Source organism: Mesorhizobium sp. WSM2240 (assembly GCF_040438645.1).
Classification (GTDB): Bacteria; Pseudomonadota; Alphaproteobacteria; order Rhizobiales; family Rhizobiaceae; genus Allomesorhizobium.
In genome coordinates, this window is sequence record NZ_CP159253.1 from 3,331,253 (window position 1) to 3,352,774 (window position 21,522).

The window sequence follows — 21,522 nt, forward strand, 5'->3', positions numbered from 1 at the left end:
AAGAGAGCAATCAATTGACAGAAGAGCGCTGCTTCGACGTAGCACATCTCGGCCATCTCGAACTGCTGACGAACAGGCCCGAGGAAAGCCTCGACTTCTTCGTCAATGTCTACGGCCTGACGGAAAGCGGCCGGGAAGGAGATTCCGTCTATCTGCGCGGCTGGGACGACTATGAATTCCACACATTGAAGCTGACGGCATCGAACACGACCGGGATGGCCCATGTCGGGTACCGGACCTCGTCGCAGGCGGCGCTGGAGCGCAGGGTAGTCGCCATCGAGGCAATGGGCTGCGGCATCGGCTGGAGCGAAGGCGATCTCGGCCACGGCCACGCCTTTCGTTTCAGAAGCCCCGACGGCCACGTCTTCGAGCTCTACTACGATACTCGCAAATACGAGCCGCCAGAGAGCGAACGGCCGGCGCTGAAGAACGTCGCCCAACGCTTTCACGGCCGCGGCGTGGCAGTGCGCCGGCTCGATCATTTCAACCTGCTCGCGACCGACGTTTCGCAGATGCGCGACTTCATGATCGGCGCGCTCGGCAGCCGCGTGACCGAGCAGATCCGGCTCGACAATGGCCGCCTCGGCGGCTGCTGGTTCACCGTCAACAACAAGAGCTACGACATGGCCGTGACCGAGGATCACTCCGGCGCGCATGGCCGATTCCACCACATCACCTATGCCGTCGACCAGCGCGACGACGTGCTGCGCGCCGCCGACATCTTCCTCGAGAACGGCGTCTTCATCGAGACCGGCCCGCACAAGCACGCGATCCAGGGCACTTTCTTCCTTTACGTCTACGAGCCTGCCGGCAACCGGGTCGAGGTGGCGAATGCCGGCGCCCGGCTGATCCTGCAGCCGGATTGGCAGCCGATCACCTGGACCGAGACCGAACGGAAGAAGGGTCAGGCGTGGGGGCTGAAGACGATCCCGAGCTTCCATTCCCACGGCACGCCTCCGGTGGAAACGCAGGAATAGACGTCAGAGCTATTGGCGGGCTCGGCCGAACTGGCCGGGTTTTACGAGGAATCATCTTCCCAGGAAGTAGTTCGGCAGAAAGGTGGTCAGAGGCGGCCAAAGCGATGCCACGACAAGCACTGCCAGGAGCGGGATCAGCCACGGCACGATAGCGCGCGACATCGCTTCGAAGCTGATGCCAGCGATCTTCGATGTGATGAACAGCACCACACCCACCGGCGGGGTTATCGTTCCGAGCATCAGGTTGAGCACGAAAATCAGGCCGAACTGGATCGGGTCGATGCCGAGTTGCGCCGCAACCGGCGTCAGGATCGGGATGAGGATGAGCATCGCCGCCAGTGCTTCCATGAAGCAGCCGATGAACAAGAGCAGGACATTGACCATCAGCAGGAACAGAAGCGGGTGGCCGATCGAATCGACGATCAGCGGCGTCGCCATTTGCGGGATGCGGGCGATGGAAAGGCACCAGGCAAGCGCCGCCGCCGTCATCACCAAGGCCAGCACCAGTCCGGTCGTTTCCACCGTATCGACCACCAGTTTCGGCAGTTCCCGGATATCGAATTCTCGGTAGATGAAGAGCCCCAGAAACAGCGCATAGACGGTCGCGATCGCCGCGGCCTCCGTCGGGGTCATGATGCCTGCCATCATCCCGCCAAACAGAATGACGGGCGTCATCAGCGCCCAATGCGCCCGGCGATAGGCGCGCCACAGATCGCCAAAGCCGGGGAACGGATGCCGCGCCATGCCGCGGCGGGTTGCGACGACGGTCACCAGCGCCGAAAGCGCGCCCGCCATCAGCAGGCCCGGAACGATGCCGGCCAGAAACAGGCCGCCGATAGAGACGTCGGCGCTGACGCCGTAGATGACCATGGGCAGGGATGGCGGGATGATGGGGCCGATCGTGGCCGACGCCGCGGTGATTGCCGCGGCGGTCTCCGGGTCGTAGCCTTCCTTCTTCATCGCGCGGATCTCGAGCGACCCGACGCCGCCCGCATCGGCCACGGCCGAACCGGACATGCCCGCAAAGATGACGCTGGCCATGATGTTGGCATGGCAGAGACCGCCCCGAACCCAGCCGACACAGGCGGTGGCGAAGGTGAAGATGCGGTCGGTAATGCCGGCCGAGTTCATGATGTTGCCCATCAGTATGAACAACGGCGCGGCCAGCAGCGGGAAGGAGTTGACGGACTGCGCGATCTTCTGCGGCACGATGTCGATGGGCATGCCGTTCAAGGCGACGAAAGCGAAGGCCGCAAGACCCATTGAGGCGAACATCGGCACGCCGAGCATCAGCGCGGCGAACCAGACCGCCAGTATCTGCAGCATCGAGGCGGTCAAAGCAGCAATTCCTGGCTGGCATCCGCATCGGCTTTGCCGCGCAACGCCTCGATGGCTTGCAGCGCCGCCTGCAGGATGACGGCCAAGCCCGCTATCGGCATCGGTATGTAGACCAGCGCGACCGACAGCGGCAGGCTTACCCATTCCACGTCGGCATTACGTCCGATCAGGCCGAAGCTCTTGATCAGCAGAACGACGCCAAGCGTGGCGACCAGCATCTGGATCGCCACCTCCACCAGCCGCCGCGGCAAGCCTTTCAGGCGGTCGACGATCAGGCCGATCCGAATGTGCGAGCGTCGGCGCGACGCGATAATCCAGCCCGTAAAAGCAGTCCAGACGAGCAGATACTGCGCCAGTTCGTCCGACCAGGCGAGCGGCTCGCCGGCGAGGCGGAAAGCCACGCCGAGAGAGACGGTCGCCAGCATGGTCAGCAGCAGCACGACGGCTGCGGCTTCGACAAGTCGGTCCGATATTCTGCCGGCGGTCTTAAGCATCAAATCTCTCGATCATGGAGCCGCGCTGCGCTCGCGGCCCCATGCGCGGCCTCAGAGCGCTGCCAGGGCATCCCAGGTGCCCTTGCCCCATTTCTCTTCGAACAGGGGCGGCACTTTTTCGAGCACCGGCTTGCGGAAGCTTTCCAGGTCGGGCTCGATCACCGTCATCCCGGCTCCCTTCAGCGTGCCAAGGAGTTCCGCCTCCTGCCTCGCCAGCTCCGCGTCCTGCCAGGTTATCGCCTCGGCGATGGCCTCGTCGAGAATGGCGCGGTCGGCCGAATCGATCGCCTGGAGCGCCGCCTCGTTGGCGATGATCAGGCGCGGCGTGATGATGTGGCCGGTCAGGATCAGATATTTCTGCACTTCCTGCAGCTTTGCGCTGGCGATCGTCGGCAGCGGATTCTCCTGGCCGTCGACGGCTCCCTGGCTCAATGCGAGATAGAGTTCGTTGAAATTGATGGGCGTCGCTTTGGCGCCCCATGCCTCGGCCATGGCGCGGAAGGTGTCGACCGGCGGGACGCGCAGCTTGAAGCCCGCCATGTCCGCGGCGCTCTTCACTTCCTTCGCGCCGGTGGTGAGGTGACGTATGCCGTAATAGGTCACGCCCAGCATGCGCAGGCCTCGTTTGGCGACGAGGTCGTCGTTCATCGCGGCGAATTGCGGGGACGCCCCGACCTTCGACATGTGCGCGGCATCCCTCCACAGATACGGCGCCTCGATAACCGAGAGCTGCGGCAGGAGTGAGCCGAGTGCGGCAGCCCCGTCGGTGGTGAAGGTCAGCGCACCGGAAACGACGGAATCCATCATGTCCTTGCCCGAGCCGAGTTGGCCATTGGGGAAGCTTTGGATATCGATGCGGCCGCCCGACTTTTCCCTGGCTGTGTTGGCGATGCGGTCGACCATCTGCACCTGCGGATGGGTCGTGGCCAGCATCTCGCCCCAGCGGATGGTGGTTGCCTGCGCGCGCAGCACGGTCGGCATGAATACACCGGCGACTGCTGTGGCGCTGCCGGCAACGAAGTGGCGTCTGGTCAAGCTGCTCATGGACTTCTCCTCCCTGGTTGTCTCATGCGGCGGCGTGGGCGGTGTTCCTCAAATGTTGACCGCTCTGCGCCGGGCAATTCCTATGTGGTCGGCAATGGCGCGCGCCGCCTCGTCCTCGTCGCGGCGCTCGATGGCTTCGATGATCCTCATATGCTCGCCCATAACCGACGGGATCATCGGCACGTAGAGCCGCGTCTCGGCGAGGCGGATCAGCTTGATCTTGATCCAGTTCACCCGGTACGCATTGCTGATGATCTCGTTGCCGAGGTGATCGATGATCGCCTCGTGGAGCATGAGGTCGGCGGCCTCCGCCTCCTCCATCAGATCCTTATCGTCTCCGGAAATGTGGCGGGCGATGACGCGCTCATGTCTCTGCCGCAACTCGGCGACCAGCTCCGGCGGGGCGGTGCGCGCAAAGATGCGGGCGGCCGGCTCCTCCAGAAAGAGCCGGAACTGGAAAGCATTGCGCACCAGATTGATATCAACCTGCGGAACCTGCATGCCGCGATGCGGCGCGGTGCGGATCAGGCCCTCCGCTTCCAGCCGCGGCACGAGTTCACGGATTGCGCCGAGCGGCAATCCGGTGATGGCCACCAACTGGCGCTGCGTGATGAACTGGCCGGGCTTGATCTCCCGCGCGAACAGGCTGCGCGTATAGCCTTCATAGGCCTGCTCGCGCAGTTTTAGCGGTTCCGTGTTCGCGTCTTCGCTCATGCGAATTTCCGGATGGCTCCACCTGCAAGAATGGCGTCGAAAGCGGAGGCGAGTTCTACCCGTCGGGCGCATGGAAGGTCGGTCAGAGGCGGACGCATCGCCACGAAACCCTCGTCGCCGTGAATGTGCGCGACCAGCGCCTTGACGGCGGGAAGCACCGGATAGGAGACGATCAGGTTCACCAGCGGCGTCAGGCGCGGATCTTCCGTGCCGTCATGGATCAGCGTGCGCAGCATCTCCGGCTGGAGATTCGCAAGGCCGCAGATCGAGCCTTCGGCGCCCTTGGACATGGCGCGTGCAAGCTGCCGCTCGTCGCCCACCAGAATCGAGAGTTCGCCATGGGCGGCCAGGAAAGCTTCCGTCGTCGCCCAGTCGCCCGAGGAGTCCTTGACGCCTCTGATGACGCCCGGAAACGCCCGCTTTAGTCGATCGACGAGATTGACCGAGAGCGGCACCGCCGTCTGGCCCGGAATGTGATAAAGGATGACGCCGCGTACTGATGCGCCGATGCCCTCGATGGTTCTGCAGAACCAGGCGTATAGACCGTCTTCGTCGGGATCCTTGAAATAGTAGGGCGGCGCCAGAAGCAGGCCCCGTGCGCCGTGATCGAGCGCAAGACGCGACTGTTCGACCGCTTCATCGACGGCGGTGGCGGAAACCCCGGCATAGATGCGGGCGGCCTCCACGCCGCCGGCCGACACTGCGTCCAGCATGGACGCGCGGTCGCGCATTCCGATCGAGAAGCCTTCGCCGGTGGTCCCGAACAGCGTGATGGTGTCGCATCCGCATGCGAGCACATGCCGGGCATGGCCGGTCAGGCGTTTGAGGTCAACCGCGCCGTCGGCCCCGAAAGGCGTCACCATAGCGGCCGAAAGGCCGAAAATCGTCTTCTTAGTCATGGGTGTCCACGCAGCCGCATCTGACTAACATGTTGCTGAGTTTTTGCCATGCGTCAAGGCTTGAGTCGGCGTTTGACTTGTGTAACTTTGATGTGGTGCACGCCGGCAAAGGGACCGGGCGGGATTACCAGGGAGGAAAAGATGAACAGCAGCAATATCACCCGCCGTGGCGCATTGGGCGCGGTCGCGCTCGGATTGGCCGGCGCCACACTCGGCCTGGACCTCGGCAGCGCTTTCGCGCAGAACAAGATCAAGCTGCGGCTCTCGTCGCCGGCGACCCCGACCGACCAGCGCGCCGTTTCGCTGACCGAAGTCTTCGGACCGGCGGTCGCCGGTTTTGCCGATTTCGAGCCGCACTGGAACGCTTCGCTGTTCAAGCAGGGTACGGAACTCGAGGCGATCGCCCGCGGCAATCTCGAAATGTCGATCGCCTCTGCGCAGGAACTCGCGACGATCTACCCGGAATGGTCGATTTTCGCGGCCGGCTACCTGCATCGCGACGCCGAGCACCAGAAGAAGGTGTTCGCCGCGGATTTCATGAACGACATGAAGAAGAAGGTCGAGGACGAGCTGGGCGTCAAGCTCCTGACCGTGATGTATCTCGGTCGCCGCCAGCTCAATCTTCGCGTCGACAAGGAGATCAAGAGACATGGCCGGCATCAAGCTTCGCATGCCGGGCACCGATGCCTGGCAGTTCCTCGGCTCGGCGATCGGCGCCAACCCGGTGCCGATCGCGTTCACCGAGATCTACACGGCGTTGCAGACAGGCGCGGTCGACGGCCAGGACAACCCCTTGCCCTCGACGAAGGATTCCAAGTTCTACGAGGTAACCAAGCAGATCGTGCTGACCAGTCATCTCGTCGATCTGAACTACCTGGCTTTTTCCAAGAAGGTCTGGGACGAATTGACCCCGGAGCAGCAGGCGACAGTGCAGAAGGCGGCCGACGACGCGGCCGAACTTGGCCGCCAGCGGCAACTCAAACTCGAAGGCGAGCTCGAACAGTTCTTCAAGGACCAAGGCCTGAAGGTCTATACGCCGGACGTCGACGCGTTCCGCGCGCATGTGCAGAAGGCCTACCTGGAGTCGGATATCTCCAAATCCTGGCCGGAAGGCATGGTCGACAAGATCAACGCGCTCTGACCGGAGGCCTCCTCGATGCGAGCAGCCGTCCGCTGGCTGCGGTCGCGGGCTGACAATGTGGCGGCGGGCCTGCTCGCCGCCATGTTCTGCGCCTTCATACTGCAGATCGTGACACGGTACGTGTTCAACAACCCGTTGAGCTGGACGCAGGAAGTCTGCGTCACCACATGGCTATGGCTCGTGTTCTGGGGCAGCGCCTTCACGCTGGGCGAGCGCGATCAAGTCCGCTTCGATCTGATCTACCACTGGGTCGGGTACCGGACCCGGCGTTGGTTTGCGATTGTATCCGCCGCAGCGCTGTTTGCGGGGTTTCTGGCGTCCTTCCCGGCAAGTGTGGACTACATCACCTTCTATCGGATCAAGCGCAGTCCCACGCTCGGCATCCGGCTCGACGTTGTCTTTAGCGTCTATGCGCTTTTCGCAATTGCGGTGATCGTGCGCAGCGGCTGGGAAGTCTGGCGGCTCCTCCGTGGCGGAAAATTGCCCGAGGAACAGCCCGAGGTTCCCACCATATGAGTTTCCCTTTCCTCCTCTGCCTCGTGACTTTGTTCGCGCTGGCCGGCATCGGCGCGCCGATCGCTCACTCGATGATCGTCGCTGCGGTCGTCTACCTCGCTGTCGCCGGACAGGATCTCGGGCTCGCCGCCGAGCAGATCATCCAGGGCATCTACGACAGCTTTATCATTCTGGCGGTGCCGCTGTTCATCGTCGCGGCCAACATCATGAACGAGGGCGCGATCAGCGACCGCCTGCTCGCCTTCTGCAAGGCCGTGGTCGGCCGCTTCCGCGGCGGGCTGGCGCAGGTCGACATCATGGTCAGCCTGATCTTCTCCGGCATGTCGGGCTCGGCGGTCGCCGACGCCGCTGGCATCGGAAAAATCACCATCAATATGATGGTCAAGAGCGGGCATTATTCGCCCGGCCTTGCCGCTGCGGTTGTCGCTGCCTCGGCGACGATCGGGCCGATCATCCCGCCGTCGATCCCGATGGTCATGTATGCGCTCGTTTCGGATGCCTCGATAGGCTACCTCTTCCTTGGCGGCGTCGTTCCCGGCCTCATCATGACCATCGTGATGATGGCGATAACAACATGGATCGCCCACAAGCGCGATATTCCCCCGGAGACGAAGGTCCCGGTACGGAAATTGCCCGGGATCACCTTCCGGGCGATGCCCGCCCTTTTGATGCCGATCATCCTCCTGGCAGGAATCTACGGCGGCGCCACGACGCCTACCGAAGCCGCCGCTGTCGCCGCGGCCTATGCGCTGCTGATCGCGGCCTTCCTCTACCGCTCGGTGACGTGGGCGTCCCTTTACAACGTGTTCTCCGAAAGCGCCCGGTCCTCCGCCTCAGTCGGTCTGGTCATCGGCAGCGCGCTCATCTTCAACTACATCGTCGCGGCCGAGAACGTTCCGGCCTCGATCGCATCCATGCTGGACTATTTGGACCTGCAGCCATTGGCGTTCATGCTGTTCGCCAATCTGCTGTTCCTGTTGCTAGGCTGCATCCTCGACGCGACGACTATCATCCTGGTGATCGTCCCGCTGTTTATCCCCGCCTGTAGGGTGCTGGGGATCGATCTGGTCTATTTCGGCGTGGTGATGGTGGTGAACGTCATGATCGGGCTGATCACCCCGCCTTACGGCATGCTGCTCTTTGTCATCAACGGAGCCACTGGGATACCGGTCCGCGACATCGTGCGCGAGATCATGCCCTACATGCTTTCCCTGTTTTTGGCGCTGCTGGTCCTGATCCTGGTGCCTGATCTCACGCTCTGGCTTCCACGGCAATTCGGATATCAGGGATGACCTGATCCGAACCAAAATATCCGTTACGCAAATACCCGTCCGTCGAACAATTTGCGCGCCGTGCGCACGAACGATGCCTGACCGAGGCCGTAGGGCTGCGTTGCGTCAAGCCGGAGCAATATCTCCATCTGGCCGGTCGGATGCTCGACCGCGACGGTTTTCTCTTCGCCGTCCGGAAGCGTTGCCAAGGCAGCGGCCGGGCTTTCGGGAAACAGGCACGCCGTCGCGACACTCAAAGCGCCGAACACGCCGATCGACGCATGCACGCGATGCGGGATGAAGCTCCGCGTCATGATGGCTCCGCCGTCTCGTGGCGGCGCGACCAGCGTCATCTTGGGAACGGATTTCTGCGACACGTCGCCAAGATTCATGAGCGGTCCGGCTGCCAGCCGGATCATCTCGATCCGCGCCTTGACCTCGTCCGCGGCCTCCAGTTCGGCCCGGCTTTCATAACCCGTCAGCCCGAAATCGGAAGCCCGCATCACGACGACGGGCATGCCGTTATCGATCAAGGTACAGGCCACACCATCGATTACCGTGAGCGCAGTGCCGGTCGGCAGGAGCGCGCCGCAGCTGGAACCGGCCGCGTCCGCAAAGCTCAGAAACACGGGAGCAGCCGAGTTTGGCACGCCATCTATACGGACATCGCCGTCATAGAAGGGCCATCCATTCTCCGTACGGATTGTCGCGACGGCCGTTTGTGCCGTGTTCTCCATGTAGATGCGCACCGGCGTTTCGCCTTCGGCGGGCTTGACCAGTCCGCGCTCGATGGCGAAGGCGCCGATGCCGGCGAGGATGTTGCCGCAATTCTGGCTGTCCGACACCAGCGCCTGATCGACGAACACCTGCAGGAAAAGATAGTCGACGTCGATCCCGGGCCGCTCGGACTTGCGAACCACCGCCACCTTGCTGGTCAGCGGATCGGCGCCGCCGATCCCGTCGATCTGGCGCGGATCGGGCGAGCCCATGATGCGCAGCAACAGCGCGTCTCGCTGGGCTTTGTCGGCCGGCAGGTCGTCGGCGAGGAAGTAGGCGCCTTTCGAGGTGCCGCCCCTCATCATCATGCAGACAATGCCGTCAGGGTTCATGTCCCAATACCTATTTGCCCAAGGCGCGTGAAAGCACCGGCACAAAGCCGCGATAGCCGTCCCCGACGTTCAGGCCCTTGTCCTTCATGGCGGTGTGGGCGGCTCCGATCGTCCGGCACGCCGCCCGCGACATATGCGGCTCCAGGCCGAGCGAGGCGATCGTGTCGGCGGCCTCGGTCATCTCGGTGACGCGCCGCGCGCCGTGCTCGAAGGTGCGAGAAAGATAGTAGTCGGCAACCTCGCGCCAGTTCAGGCCGGGGAAAGTCTCGTGTACCGAGTCCAGAATGCGCTCGGTCACGCCGGCGCGTTCGGCCGAGGCCAGCGCCTCGATCAAGAGGGCCTCGATCCCCTTGATCATCACGGAGCGGATCATCTTGAGCGCCGAGGCCTGGCCCGGCTTGGTGCCTACCGCTTCAAAATTCATCCCAAGACTGTTGAGGCGTTCGGCGATCTCGCCTGAGCGCTCTCCGGCTACCAGGACCGGCACCTTCTCGGCATAGGGAGGCACGCGCGCCATCACCGCGCCTTCGACAAAACTTCCCCTGCCCCGCGCGATTTCCTTCGCCGCAAGCGCCTTGGTTTCGGGGCCGACCGAGTTCAGATCGACATAGATAGCGCCGTCCGACAGATGCGATGCGGCCGAAGCGGCGACACTGCACGTCGCCGCGCCGACGACCAGCGACATCACCACGTCGGCCGAGGCGATCCCCGAAATATCCTCCAGAAGTGTTACGCCGCGCTCGGCTGCGGCGCGTACAAGCGAATCGGCTGCGGCCGGATCCGAGAAGCGCAGGTCGAACGCCTTCATCTGCAATCCCGCCCGCCCATTCAGGCCGCCGGCGATCGACTGCGCCGCTTCGCCAAATCCGATAAAAGCAATAGTGGTGGTCATGTATCCTCCCGGGCGCTGACGGACTCCTCAACCCGGCCCATGCATCAATCGATGTATTTCAGGCCCTTCGCAGCGAGCGCATCGCGCATTCCGTAGATGTCGAGCCCCAATTCTCCGGCAGCGAGACGTGCACGCGTGCGCGCCTCCTTCTCCAGCCGCGCGCGCGAAGCGGACAAGGCCTCGCCGGCCTGTTCACGCGGCACCACCATGACGCCGTCCTCGTCGGCGATGATCACATCGCCCGGGTTCACTTGCGCTCCCGCGCAGACGATCGGCACGTTCACCGAACCGAGCGTCGCCTTCACCGTTCCCTGCGCAGATATCGAACGGGACCAGGCCGGAAAGCCCATATCCTCGAGCTCGATCACGTCGCGCACGCCCGCGTCTATGACCAGACCGCGGACGCCGCGCGTCTTCAGGGAGGTCGCCAGAAGTTCGCCGAAATAGCCGGCGTCGCTCGGCGAGGTCGGCGCAACGACCAGGACATCGCCGTCCCGGCACTGCTCCACCGCGACATGGATCATCCAGTTGTCGGCCGGCGGTATCGAAACCGTGACGGCGCTGCCCGCAATGCGAGCGCCGCGCCAGATCGGGCGCATATGCGACCGCATTAGGCCGATGCGGCCCATGGCTTCGTGAACGGTCGCGACGCCGCACTCGGCGAGCGCATCGACGATTGCAGGCTCGGCTCGGGCAATGTTGCGGCGAACGACGTTCATGCCAGCGCTCTATGGCCAAGCGTGCCGGTGACATGCGGGAAGACCGCCTCATACCCCTCGCCATAGCTGATCTTGTAGTCCGAGTTGCGGGAGGCCTGCGCGCCGCGCTGCAGCGCCACGCGGGTATAATATTCCCAAAGGTGCTCCTGCCCTTCCATGCATTTGATGGCGGCCAGCTTCTTCTCCCAGACCGCCGTGATATCGAGCAGGAAATCTGGCTTCCAGTTGCATTGTTCGGGTTGGTGCGGCTCGAAAAGATAGACCGGAGGCGCGCCAAGAACTTTTTGCTCGGGCTTATGCCCGTGAGCCTGGGCGATTACCCGCGCGTGCTGCGCAAACTCGGTCGCCATCGGATGATCGAAATTGTAGGGGTCCTGCCGCGAATGCGTCAGCACAAATTCCGGCCGGACTTCCCGGTAGAGATCGACCAGTTTGTCGAATGCATCCGGCGTGATCTGCATCGGGTAATCGCCAAGATCGTAGAAGCGGATATCGTGCACGCCGAGCGCTGTCGCGGCATTCTCGGCCTCGCGGCGGCGATCCGCTTTGACCGTGTCGAGCGTCATTCCGGCTTTGCGCCATAGCTTGGCGGACTCGCCGCGCTCGCCAAATGACAGGCACACGACCGTGACCGCATAACCCTGCTCGGAATGGGCGGCGATCGCTCCGCCGGCCCGCCATACGAAATCCGCCGAATGCGCGCTGACCACCAGCGCAGTCTTCTGGGGCATTTCCGCTCCTCCTCCAAACTTTCGGCGCGAGAACTGGCACGGATCGAGTGACCGGTGCTAATACGAAAGGCGCGCCAGGCTATAGATTTGTTTGAATCGATCTTTGGTTGACGATGGAAGAAGCGGATCTCAATCTACGCCATCTGCGTCTATTTTCCCGGATTTGCGAACTGGGCAGCCTCAACCGTGTAGCCGCCCAGCTCAATATCTCGCAGCCTTCGATCTCTGTGGCGATTGCCGGCATCGAGGCGCAGTTCGGCGCAAAGCTTCTGTCGCGGCACGCGACGGGCAGCCAGCCGACGCCTGCAGGCGAAGTCCTCCGGCGCCGATTTGACCGCATGGACAACCAATTCGCCGCCGCCCTCGGCCAGGCTCTCGGCACGGCAGCGCAACGCGACGCGACGCTGGTGGCGAGATGTCTCGACCGGATAACCATGAGGCACATCAAGGCCCTGATCGCGCTTGCCAATGCCGGATCGATCACGGAGGCTGCCCGCCGCAACGACATCTCTCCCGGAGGGCTGCACCGGCTCGTGCAAGGTTTGCAGGCGAATGTCGGGCGGGCGATCTTGGCTCGCGGACCGACCGGCGTGACCCCCAATGCGATCGGCCGGAATTTGGCGCTCCGTTGGCAGGTGGCGCTGACGGAGATCGACCAGGCACGGGACGAATTGCACGAACTCGAAGGACGACTGGAAGGCCGCATCAAGGTCGCAAGCCTGCCGCTGGCGCGCACGCTGCTTCTGGCGCGAGCGATCAACCCGCTGCTTGCGGCGCATCCCAACGCCAGGATAGAGGTCGTAGACGGCTCCTACGAGTTGCTTTCGCAACAATTGCGGGCGGGCGCCACCGACATATTGATCGGCGCCCTGCGTTCGGGCGGCGATCTTCAGGGCCTGCACGCCGAGCCGCTGTTTAATGATCCCTACGCCATCGTCGGCCGTCCGGGCCATGCGTTGCTTGGACTCGGCCGGGGGGCGGAGCTCGATGAACTTGCCTCGATGGACTGGGTGGCTCAGCGGCCCGGCACGCCCATCCGCGCCGCCTTCGACGTGTTGTTCGAAGAGTACCCGGCGCCGCCAAGGGCAAATGTCGAAACCAGCTCGCTGGTCCTGACACGCGCAATCCTCATGGAGAGCGACCGCCTGGCAATGCTATCGCGGCGGCAGATCGCCATCGAAGACAGGGAAGGAATCCTTCGTTGCATTCCGGTCTCGCCAGACGTCGAGCGCCTGCTCGGCGCCCGTACCATCGGCGTCACAATGCGCGAGGATTGGCTCCCGAGCCGCCTGCAACGCACATTTCTCAAGCACTTGCGCGCGGCCGGCGACGCGATCGCGAAATAGTGCAAAGTTCAGGGTATCTGCAGCTCGCCATGGCCGCTGCGCGCAAGCGCCTCGCCCATGAAGCCATTTGCCTTCAACTCAGCGACAAAGGCATTGAGGTATTCGAGCGCCCGCGGTTTGCCGACCTTGATGCCGATGGCCTGCCGGATGGACATGAACGATGAATCGATCAGCCGGAAACCTGCATGGCCTGCGCGAAACGCCTCCATTGCCTGCCGCACGCCCGCGAGCGCGTCGGCCTCGCCGCTCAGCATCGCGGTCGCCGCGTCTTTCACGGTCTTGAATTCGAGGATCGTGGCGCCCTTCGATTCCCGAAGCAGGTGGAGTGAGTAGGCGCTTCCCGAGGTCAGAGCCACCCTCAACCGGAGCCGATCGATATCGGCGGGTTCCATCGCCGGCGATGACGACGGCACCACGAAATTACCGTCGATCGCCACATACGGGTCGGTGAAGGCGATTTCACGAGCGCGGAGCGGGTCGATCGCGAGGAAACAGATATCCCACTCATCCGAGCCGGTCCCGTTGGCCACATCGCCGGCCTTTTCATAGTGAACGAAGCTTGCCGCCACGCCGAGGCGGCGCGAAAGCTCATGGGCGAGGTCCACGCTTATCCCTTGGACGGCGGCCCCGTCCGGCCCTCGTTGAACCAGCAACGCATTGCCATGGTTGAGCGCAAAGCGTAGCGAGCCGCCAACAGTCAGCTCCGCCCTTACGCGCGCTAAATTTTCGGTAGACTGTATCATGGTCGAGCCTGCCGTTCCGAACGGAACAAGAAGATGCCGATCACTTGTCCGCGCGATCTTGCAGCCTTTTCGGCCACGTGGTCGACTAACTCGCGGAAAGTGGTGGGTGCGACAGGGATCGAACCTGTGACCCGCTGATTAAGAGTCAGCTGCTCTACCAACTGAGCTACGCACCCACACCATCGGACGACCGATGCAGGCGCGATATAGCCATAGCTCCGGGGCTGTCCAGCCCCGGGACGTTCATTTGCGGCAAATCGTCAGCCTGTGCCATTCGGTCACGCGTAGAGTACGCCTTCGGCGACCATTACCGCATTGCCGCCGATGCGGGCGGCGGCAATCACGCTGTTCTCCACGTCGATCTCCAGCCTTATGCGCGAGGGACGCCCCATTTCGACGCCCTGCTCGATCCAGAATCGCGACGGCCCGTCGGTCGGTGCGTCGAACTGCATGATCACGCCGGCGAAGGCCGCCGCCGCCGAGCCGGTCGCGGGATCCTCGTAGGAAGGGTTGCCCGGCACGAACATGCGCGCATGGAACGAGTTTTCGCGGCTGACGGTCTCGCGGCAATAGATATAGGCGCTGGCCCTTTTGCCGTCGCCGCGTTCGGGCGAAAGCTCCTGCCACGCCTGATTGTCGAGCCGCGCCCGCCGCGCTGCGTCGAGGCCGGAAACCGGGATGGTGATATAGGGAACGCCGGCCGACCACAGGCCGACGCGGTGGTTCTCGAAACCGATCTCGTGCGGCGCAAGGCCGACCGCCGCGCCGATCGCTGCTGCATCCGCCGAAAGCGCCAGCTTTTCAGGCAGTTGCGGCAGGTCGAATTCAGCGAAGGTGGCCGGCTTGCCGTCGGTGACGGCGCAGCGCACCGGGCCGATATTTTCTTCCAGCACGAAGATTGCGGCGCCCTCGCCCGCTTCAGATTCATGGAGCGCGATCGCGGTGCCCACCGTCGGATGGCCGGCGAACGGCATCTCGTAGACCGGCGTGAAGATGCGCACGCGGGCGCGGTGCGAGCCGTCCTGCGGCGGCGTCACGAAGCTCGTCTCGGACAGGTTGAACTCGCCGGCTATGCGCTGCAAGGCGGCGGTGTCGAGCCCCTCGGCCTCGAGCACGACGGCGAGCGGATTACCGGCCAGCCGCTGTCCGGTGAACACGTCGTAGATAACGTATTTGCGTCCCTGCATCGTAATCGTGCCTCACGAGGTGAGAGAATTCTTGCAATCCCCCCTTGTCGACCTACCGAGAGGGATTTCGTAAACGCATGAGGGTCCCGCAAGGACCAACTTGTCAACGGGCCAGCAGCCGAAACCCCGCGTTTCATCGAGCGAAGGTTGGCGCTCGGTTCGACCGGCGTGCTGCGGCATGAGTAGCATCAACGCTGCGCATAAAAATGCCATTCGACGAGCGGCTTCATGTGCGGCATCAGCCCGTCCGGCAGGTCGTCGCTTCCGCGTATGATCACCGGCCCGCTGATCTCAGGGTCCGGTTCGCCGGCCACGAATGTCTCGATGCGCCGGGCGATCTCGTCGGCATCCTCGGCCAGAAAGTAGCGGCGGAAGAGCACGGTGCCGCGCTCGGTCGACAGCGCATAACAGCGCTCGCCGCGCGGAACGGACGAGATATCCAGGCCGGTTTCCTCGGCCACTTCGCGGATCATGTTGAAGTCGACATCGGCCGCGCCGTCGGCGAAATCCACCGGCTCGAACGATCCGGCAGCGAAATAGACGCGGCCGGCATTGACGGTGTTGGCGGCCATCCTGATGGCGACCAGCGCATTGTCGCGCGATACCAGCATGGCGTGTGCAAACACATGTCCCGCCGCGGTGTTGGCGCGTTCGCGCCGCCAATGCATGAAGGTTGCATAGCGAACGGCGTGGCAGCGCCCCTCGAAGCGCCCATCGTCATAGGCGAGGCGCGACAGAAGCACGACGGTGCCGTCGAACAAAGACGGGTTGGCCAGCGTCTCCGCGCGCCAGTTCTCCTCGATCGCCGCCGCGTTGGCTGTCTCGAAGGGATGTGGCTCTGGATCGAGCCTGACGTCGACCACGTCGACCGGTACGATAAGGTTGCTCGGAATATCGAAAGTCACGGCCCGCTCCGCTCAGGCGATATTCAAGGTCACGACGACCGGGCAATGGTCGGATGCCTTGGGCCGGTCCCAGCCGGTGCGCGGGTAACGGCCGGTCTCCTGGCCGGGCGGGAAGATGGTCCGGTAAGGCTGGCCGCCGCGAATGATTTCAGGAATTGCGCGTGAATTGCGGCGCGCCAGCGCCGGCGACAGCAGGATGTAGTCGAGCTGGCACAGATGCCGCTCCTCCGGCCCGCGCGTGTGATAGAGCGTCCAGCGGTCGAGTTCGGGCCGCCTTTCGACGACGTTCTCGGCAAAGCCGTCGGCGAGCAGTGCGTCCAGGCTGGACTGGGCCTCGTCGACGACCTCGAATTCATAGCCGCCGCCATGGTCGCTGCCGCCGATCACCACGCGCTGGCGGTAGTCGTTCATGTCGCCGCAGATCGCCCAGTGGCGATTGCCGGCATGATTCTTGCCGAAGCGTTTTTCGATGATCCGCCGCACCGCCGTGGCTTCAGCCACGCGGATCGGCATCGAGGAATCGCGGCCGGGAACGCCGTTGCGCGCCGAACCCATCGACTTGAAATGCACGGAATAGATCGTCAGCGGCCTTCCGCCGACCTTGACGTCGATCTCCAGGCAGTCACGCCGGAATATCCTTTCATGCGCCTCGTTGCCGAGCTCCGAAAGCTGCGGATTGTGCAAACCGAATTCCTCGAAGGTGATGTGGGCGTGGCTGGTCATGCGCACGAACTCGATCGGTTGCCCGTCTTCCGTTTCCTCCCGCATCATCACCGCCACGTCGATGCCGCGGGAATCGTTGCCGGTGCTGGTGTATTTGTGGCGATAGCCGTGCCCGACCATCTTGAACAGATAACCGTATTCGAAGGCCTTCAGCGCTTCGATATTGTCGACCTCCTGCATGCACAGAATATCGGCACGGGTTTCGGCTATCGCCAATGCGGTCAGCTGGCGCATGTCGTCGGCATGCGCGATCGCGCGGCCCTGTTCGAGCAGCCGGTATTCGGCCTCGTCCTTGATATGGAACAGAGACAGCGTCCGATCCTGATGCAACTGGTTGCGGAAGCCTGAATAGTCGAACCTGTTCATCAGGTTCTCGACGTTGAAGGTGGCAAGGCGCAGCGACATGGCGCGAGCTTTGCCCGCTCGGCGGGCCGATGACAAGGCCCGGCGGCGGAGAGCGTGACCGGAACCATCCCGTTCATCCCCCGTTCATCCGTCCAACGGCAATCTGTGCCTACTCCTCGAACAATGGGGCATGGGGCCAACCGTTTCGTTTCTGGAGACAGGCAATGACACCAAAACTTTCGTCCTTGCTTCGCTCGGGCCTGATCGCGCTCGGCGTCGCAGCAGGCGTTTCAGCAACACCGGCCTACGCGGTTCCGATCGCCGCTGGGCTCAATCCGGCGGTACAGCCAGCGCTGCAGACTGACGCGGGAATAACATTGATACAGGATGGCCGGGCCTGGCGGCGTCATCGCGGTGACCGCGACCGCTGGCGTCACCGGCGTCACTGGAGGGACGGCGACCGCTGGCGCGACCGCCGCCATTTCAGGCGGGACTGGCGCCGCTACGACCGGCGGCCGAGCATCTATCTCGACTTCTCCATTCCGGCCTACCGCTACTATGAGCCGCGCTACTATGCTCCGCGCTACTACGCGCCGCGCCGGGTGTACCGGTCCGGCCGTCTGTCGAGCGCCCATGTGCAATGGTGCTACGACCGCTATCGGTCCTACAGAGCCTATGACAACACCTTCCAGCCCTACAACGGGCCGCGCCGGCAATGCTGGTCGCCCTATAGCTGAGACGGCCTGACATCCGGCAGATATCAAAACGGCGCCTTCGCAGGCGCCGTTTTGATTCTATTCGAATTTCATGCCTATCGCGGTCATCGACCGCCAGCGCACCCGCGCCCTTCGCAACGTGTCCTCGCCTGAGATCAGCAAGTCGAATTGCGCCGGAAGCGAAAATGTCTCGGCAAGGGACAGCAGCGCGCCCTCCGCCGACTGGTTGCGCAGAACGCATTCAAAGGCGCTGAAGCCCCTGTTGAAGGTCAGCGTCGCGCCCTTCAGCACGCGGCGGCGCAGTGCCGCTCGGCGTTCGGAGAAGACTTGCCCGTCAACGCCAATGGATTTCTCGGTGATCGGATTCATCGTACACCTCCTCAAATTATAAGGCATACGATGCAAAAGGCGCGCCAGCCGGCCGTCCTGGAATGGGACAAGGAGCGGCGGCAGGCAAAGGACGCGAATTCCTGCCCGCCGTCTCGGCCTCCGCGCGGCCCCATCGGGATACGCGGAGGCAGAATTGCCGGTCGTCAGTTCTTGGCTTTGTCGACCAGCTTGTTCTTGGAGATCCAGGGCATCATGGCGCGCAGCTTCTCACCAACCTCTTCGATCTGGTGGTTGTCGTTCATGCGGCGTATGCCCTTGAAGCGGGCCGCGCCCGAACGGTATTCCTGCATCCATTCCGAGGTGAACTTGCCGGTCTGGATGTCCTTCAGCACCCGCTTCATCTCGGCCTTCGTCTCGGCGGTGATGATGCGCGGGCCGGAGACGTACTCGCCCCATTCGGCGGTGTTGGAGATCGAGTAGTTCATGTTGGCGATGCCGCCCTCGTAGATCAGGTCGACGATCAGCTTCACCTCGTGCAGGCACTCGAAATAAGCCATTTCCGGCGCATAACCGGCTTCCACCAGCGTCTCGAACCCGGCGCGGATGAGCTCGACCAGACCGCCGCACAGCACCACCTGTTCGCCGAACAGGTCAGTCTCGCACTCTTCCTTGAAGTTGGTCTCGATAATACCGGAGCGGCCGCCGCCGACGCCGCAGGCGTAGCTGAGGCCGAGCTCCAGCGCATTGCCCGAAGCGTCCTGATGCACGGCGACGAGGCACGGCACGCCGCCGCCCTTCTGGTATTCGCCGCGCACCGTATGGCCGGGGCCCTTCGGCGCGACCATCAGCACGTCGACGGTCTTCTTCGGCTCGATCAAGCCAAAATGCACGTTGAGGCCGTGCGCGAAGGCGATTGCAGCGCCGTCGCGGATATTCGGAGCGATCTCGTCGCGATAGATGTCGGCCTGCAGCTCATCGGGCGTCGCCATCATCATCAGGTCGGCCCATTTCGCGGCCTCGGCAACGCTCATCACCTTCAGGCCATCGGCCTCGACCTTCTTGGCCGTCGCCGAGCCTGCCTTCAGGCCGACCGCAAGTTCCTTGGCGCCCGAATCCTTGAGGTTGAGCGCATGCGCCCTGCCCTGGCTGCCATAGCCGATGATGGCGACCTTCTTGCCTTTGATCAGATTGAGATCGGCGTCACGATCGTAATAAACGCGCATGTCTTCTTCCTTCCCGTTTAAAATCAGGAGCTGGCCTTGCCCGCCCCGGTTTGAGCTCCGTAAAGAGCGAGAAACTGCTGCGTAGCCAAGGCCGCATCCCGGCCAATCTCCGCCTCAGTCAATTTGAGCCTGTCGCCGAGCAGCAGTCTGATCTGCACGTCGCGAGCGACCAGCCCGAAGAAAGTCCGGAACGCCGTTTCGGCGTCGTCGAATGCAAGCAAGCCCTTGTGGAACGCCGCTTCCAGCACCGGCTTCAGCCGCCGCGCGAGCGCCAGCCTGCCATTTTCGAGAACGATCGCGCCAAGCCCGTGGCCGTCCGATCCGGCGCGGGCGATCGCCACCCTATTGAGGGCGATCGAGGTTTCCGACGAAATCACTTTCAGCCAGTCGGAGGCGAAACCCTCCAGACTTGCCGTCAGCGACGGCAGGTCGATGCGAGCGCGATCGACTGGCGCGACTCGCACCTTCGACGCCTGCCATTGCACCGTCGCGGTGAGCAGCCCGTCGCGGTCGCCGAACCATTTGTAGAGCGTTTCCTTCGAGCAGCTGGCGCGCCGTGCAACAGCGGTCATGGTCAGCCGGTCGCCTTCCTCGACGAGCAGGCGCAGAGCCGCGTTCAGAACGTCCTTTTGGCGTTCCGTCAGCTCGCCGCCGCCATCGACTTCCAGGCTTGCTTCCATGTCCTGCCCGTGTTCGGCAAATTGCCGTACCGTACGTTACGGTTCGGCTCTATGCAGCATATTTTGCCGCGGCGCAAGCACCGTTCGGACGTTCAGCGCCGCGCCGGCTCGAAAAGCTCGATCGCGTTGCCGGAGGGATCGTCGAGCAGGATCTGCTTGCCGCCGTTCCCAATGATGATGTCGCCGCGGAACCGGCATCCCTTCGCGCGCAAGTCGGCGACCATCGCTTCCAGATCGGCGCATTCGACCTGAAAACGGTTCCAGCCGCCCGGCGCAGGCGTCGCACCTTCAGGCATGGATTGCCCGGCTCCGCCAGCTCCCGGCCGGTTCAGAAGCAGCCTGAGGTCTCCGCGTGAAAGCGCTGCAAAACCGGGCGCCGGATGAAAATCGACGTTGAAGCCGAGCATATCCCTGTAGAAGCCGATCGCTTGGTCGACATCGTGCACGATATAGCGGATCGAAACAGCCATGGCCTTCCTCCTTGTACACACCCCGTGAATAGCGGCGTTGCACTGCAACCTGCGTGCCGATCGCGACCACGCGCCCGGTCGGGATCTGGAATACTCGGTGGCATCGGCCGCGGTGCGCGCCAGGCCGATGAAGAGCCGGTCCTGCCATGGCGGCATGCCGGAATTCGGCGAGGTCTTCAAACAAGCCCTACCAGCCGCAGGCCTTCAAAAATCTCCGTACGGTTTCCGCCATTCCGTGCTCCAGCGCATCCGCCGTCAGGCCGTGGCCGATAGACACTTCGGCCAGTTGCGGGACGCGCTTGGCCAGCGCCGGCAGATTGCTGACCACCAGATCGTGCCCCGCATTCACCGCGAGCCCGGCGGCAAGTGCAGCATCCGCGGCTTTGCCCAACCTTTCCAGCTCCTTGCGGGCTTTTTCCGAATCCGAATGACAGTTGCCATAGGGGCCGGTGTAAAGTTCGATGCGATCGGCCCCGATGTCACGCGCAACGTCGAAGCCGACCGGGTCTGGATTGGCGAATAGCGACACCCGGAAGCCGCCCTTCTTCAATCTTTTGACTATCGGCGTCAGGAAGATGGCGTTCGCAGCAAAATCCCAGCCATGGTCGGACGTCGCCTGCGCCGGATCGTCCGGCACAAGCGTCACCTGCTCCGGCTGGTTTTTTTCTACCAGGTCCAGGAACTCTTCCGTCGGGTAGCCTTCGATGTTGAACTCCGCTTGCGGAAATTCGTCATCGATCAGCGCGCGCAGTTCCGGCAAATCGGAATAGCGCGTGTGGCGCTGGTCGGGCCGCGGGTGCACCGTCAGCCCGTGCGCGCCGGCGGCGAGGGCGATGCGCCCCAGTCCACTGACGCTCGGCCATGGCAGGTCGCGCCGGTTGCGCAGCATGGCGACGGCATTCAGATTCACGGAAAGCTTTGCAGGCATGGGGGTTCTCGATATTTGTTGTTGCGCCTCTATAGCCGCTCCGGCGGGAACTGACACGGCCATTCATGTGTTCCAGTGGAA

At 63.3% G+C, this 21,522-nt stretch carries 24 protein-coding genes, 1 tRNA gene and 1 pseudogene; 7 read left to right on the forward strand and 19 right to left on the reverse strand.

Annotated elements, in window-relative coordinates; genetic code table 11:
- The first annotated feature begins 14 nt into the window (after positions 1-14).
- The gene (locus tag ABVK50_RS16550) at positions 15-977 is read left to right on the forward strand and encodes a catechol 2,3-dioxygenase (RefSeq protein WP_353645541.1); all 963 of its coding nucleotides are present in this window, start codon (positions 15-17) and stop codon (positions 975-977) included.
- 51 nt (positions 978-1,028) lie between these two features.
- Here the strand turns inward: ABVK50_RS16550 and ABVK50_RS16555 are convergent, their stop codons facing one another.
- The 5 genes from ABVK50_RS16555 to ABVK50_RS16575 are packed head-to-tail and all read right to left on the reverse strand — an operon-like array spanning position 1,029 to position 5,466.
- On the reverse strand, positions 1,029-2,315 hold the full coding sequence (locus tag ABVK50_RS16555) for a TRAP transporter large permease (protein ID WP_353645540.1): 1,287 nt from the start codon (positions 2,313-2,315) through the stop codon (positions 1,029-1,031).
- The gene (locus ABVK50_RS16560; protein ID WP_353645539.1) at positions 2,312-2,809 is read right to left on the reverse strand and encodes a TRAP transporter small permease; all 498 of its coding nucleotides are present in this window, start codon (positions 2,807-2,809) and stop codon (positions 2,312-2,314) included. Before ABVK50_RS16560 ends, ABVK50_RS16555 begins: the two co-directional genes overlap by 4 nt.
- Positions 2,810-2,860: 51 nt before the next feature.
- Complete coding sequence (locus ABVK50_RS16565) at positions 2,861-3,853, reverse strand: sialic acid TRAP transporter substrate-binding protein SiaP (RefSeq protein ID WP_353645538.1); 993 nt, start codon at positions 3,851-3,853, stop codon at positions 2,861-2,863.
- A gap of 48 nt (positions 3,854-3,901) precedes the next feature.
- The gene (locus ABVK50_RS16570) at positions 3,902-4,567 is read right to left on the reverse strand and encodes a GntR family transcriptional regulator (protein ID WP_353645537.1); all 666 of its coding nucleotides are present in this window, start codon (positions 4,565-4,567) and stop codon (positions 3,902-3,904) included.
- Positions 4,564-5,466, reverse strand: a complete 903-nt coding sequence (locus ABVK50_RS16575; RefSeq protein ID WP_353645536.1) for a dihydrodipicolinate synthase family protein — start codon at positions 5,464-5,466, stop codon at positions 4,564-4,566. Before ABVK50_RS16575 ends, ABVK50_RS16570 begins: the two co-directional genes overlap by 4 nt.
- Positions 5,467-5,607: 141 nt before the next feature.
- Here ABVK50_RS16575 and ABVK50_RS16580 point away from each other — a divergent pair.
- The 4 genes and pseudogenes from ABVK50_RS16580 to ABVK50_RS16595 form a co-directional block, all read left to right on the forward strand.
- A pseudogene (locus ABVK50_RS16580) lies at positions 5,608-6,048 on the forward strand (C4-dicarboxylate ABC transporter); the annotation flags it as partial.
- Between the two features lie 67 nt (positions 6,049-6,115).
- Complete coding sequence (dctP, locus tag ABVK50_RS16585; protein WP_353645535.1) at positions 6,116-6,607, forward strand: TRAP transporter substrate-binding protein DctP; 492 nt, start codon at positions 6,116-6,118, stop codon at positions 6,605-6,607.
- Positions 6,608-6,622: 15 nt separating this feature from the next.
- Positions 6,623-7,123, forward strand: a complete 501-nt coding sequence (locus tag ABVK50_RS16590) for a TRAP transporter small permease subunit (RefSeq protein WP_353645534.1) — start codon at positions 6,623-6,625, stop codon at positions 7,121-7,123.
- Positions 7,120-8,415: a TRAP transporter large permease gene (locus tag ABVK50_RS16595; protein WP_353645533.1), complete on the forward strand. Its 1,296-nt coding sequence runs from the start codon at positions 7,120-7,122 to the stop codon at positions 8,413-8,415. Before ABVK50_RS16590 ends, ABVK50_RS16595 begins: the two co-directional genes overlap by 4 nt.
- A 23-nt stretch (positions 8,416-8,438) precedes the next feature.
- Here the strand turns inward: ABVK50_RS16595 and ABVK50_RS16600 are convergent, their stop codons facing one another.
- The 4 genes from ABVK50_RS16600 to ABVK50_RS16615 are packed head-to-tail and all read right to left on the reverse strand — an operon-like array spanning position 8,439 to position 11,845.
- On the reverse strand, positions 8,439-9,503 hold the full coding sequence (locus ABVK50_RS16600; RefSeq protein ID WP_353645532.1) for a 4-oxalomesaconate tautomerase: 1,065 nt from the start codon (positions 9,501-9,503) through the stop codon (positions 8,439-8,441).
- 10 nt (positions 9,504-9,513) lie between these two features.
- Positions 9,514-10,395: a DUF1932 domain-containing protein gene (locus tag ABVK50_RS16605; RefSeq protein ID WP_353645531.1), complete on the reverse strand. Its 882-nt coding sequence runs from the start codon at positions 10,393-10,395 to the stop codon at positions 9,514-9,516.
- Between the two features lie 44 nt (positions 10,396-10,439).
- Positions 10,440-11,114, reverse strand: coding sequence for a 4-carboxy-4-hydroxy-2-oxoadipate aldolase/oxaloacetate decarboxylase (locus ABVK50_RS16610; RefSeq protein ID WP_353645530.1), 675 nt, complete (start codon positions 11,112-11,114; stop codon positions 10,440-10,442).
- A complete protein-coding gene (locus ABVK50_RS16615) occupies positions 11,111-11,845 on the reverse strand; it encodes a PIG-L deacetylase family protein (RefSeq protein ID WP_353645529.1) in 735 nt (244 codons plus the stop codon). Before ABVK50_RS16615 ends, ABVK50_RS16610 begins: the two co-directional genes overlap by 4 nt.
- A gap of 113 nt (positions 11,846-11,958) precedes the next feature.
- Between ABVK50_RS16615 and ABVK50_RS16620 the strand changes: the two genes are divergently transcribed.
- Positions 11,959-13,191, forward strand: a complete 1,233-nt coding sequence (locus ABVK50_RS16620; protein WP_353645917.1) for a LysR family transcriptional regulator — start codon at positions 11,959-11,961, stop codon at positions 13,189-13,191.
- 8 nt (positions 13,192-13,199) lie between these two features.
- On the opposite strand, the gene ABVK50_RS16625 is transcribed toward ABVK50_RS16620, so the two are convergent.
- The 5 genes from ABVK50_RS16625 to ABVK50_RS16645 form a co-directional block, all read right to left on the reverse strand.
- Entirely contained in the window at positions 13,200-13,934 is a 735-nt protein-coding gene (locus ABVK50_RS16625; RefSeq protein WP_353645528.1) for a transporter substrate-binding domain-containing protein, read from the reverse strand.
- Between the two features lie 100 nt (positions 13,935-14,034).
- Positions 14,035-14,110 (reverse strand) — tRNA-Lys (locus ABVK50_RS16630).
- Positions 14,111-14,212: 102 nt separating this feature from the next.
- Positions 14,213-15,121 (reverse strand): PhzF family phenazine biosynthesis protein, encoded by a 909-nt coding sequence (locus ABVK50_RS16635; RefSeq protein WP_353645527.1) that lies wholly within the window; start codon positions 15,119-15,121, stop codon positions 14,213-14,215.
- Positions 15,122-15,309: 188 nt separating this feature from the next.
- Positions 15,310-16,026 carry a hypothetical protein gene (locus ABVK50_RS16640; RefSeq protein WP_353645526.1) on the reverse strand — a complete coding sequence of 239 codons (717 nt, stop codon included), beginning with the start codon at positions 16,024-16,026 and terminating at the stop codon, positions 15,310-15,312.
- 12 nt (positions 16,027-16,038) lie between these two features.
- Positions 16,039-17,154, reverse strand: a complete 1,116-nt coding sequence (locus tag ABVK50_RS16645; protein WP_353645525.1) for an endonuclease/exonuclease/phosphatase family protein — start codon at positions 17,152-17,154, stop codon at positions 16,039-16,041.
- Between the two features lie 164 nt (positions 17,155-17,318).
- Here ABVK50_RS16645 and ABVK50_RS16650 point away from each other — a divergent pair, with 164 nt between their 5' ends.
- A complete protein-coding gene (locus ABVK50_RS16650; protein WP_353645524.1) occupies positions 17,319-17,831 on the forward strand; it encodes a BA14K family protein in 513 nt (170 codons plus the stop codon).
- Positions 17,832-17,888: 57 nt separating this feature from the next.
- Here ABVK50_RS16650 and ABVK50_RS16655 read toward each other — a convergent pair whose 3' ends face one another.
- The 5 genes from ABVK50_RS16655 to ABVK50_RS16675 all read right to left on the reverse strand — a co-directional run bounded on the left by ABVK50_RS16655 (position 17,889) and on the right by ABVK50_RS16675 (position 21,441).
- A complete protein-coding gene (locus ABVK50_RS16655; protein WP_353645523.1) occupies positions 17,889-18,179 on the reverse strand; it encodes a PilZ domain-containing protein in 291 nt (96 codons plus the stop codon).
- Between the two features lie 164 nt (positions 18,180-18,343).
- A complete protein-coding gene (gene ilvC, locus ABVK50_RS16660) occupies positions 18,344-19,363 on the reverse strand; it encodes a ketol-acid reductoisomerase (RefSeq protein WP_353645522.1) in 1,020 nt (339 codons plus the stop codon).
- Positions 19,364-19,386: 23 nt separating this feature from the next.
- Positions 19,387-20,043 (reverse strand): TetR/AcrR family transcriptional regulator, encoded by a 657-nt coding sequence (locus ABVK50_RS16665; RefSeq protein WP_353645521.1) that lies wholly within the window; start codon positions 20,041-20,043, stop codon positions 19,387-19,389.
- Positions 20,044-20,135: 92 nt separating this feature from the next.
- A complete protein-coding gene (locus ABVK50_RS16670) occupies positions 20,136-20,513 on the reverse strand; it encodes a VOC family protein (RefSeq protein WP_353645520.1) in 378 nt (125 codons plus the stop codon).
- Positions 20,514-20,700: 187 nt separating this feature from the next.
- The gene (locus ABVK50_RS16675; protein ID WP_353645519.1) at positions 20,701-21,441 is read right to left on the reverse strand and encodes a pyridoxine 5'-phosphate synthase; all 741 of its coding nucleotides are present in this window, start codon (positions 21,439-21,441) and stop codon (positions 20,701-20,703) included.
- Between the last annotated feature and the right edge of the window lie 81 nt (positions 21,442-21,522).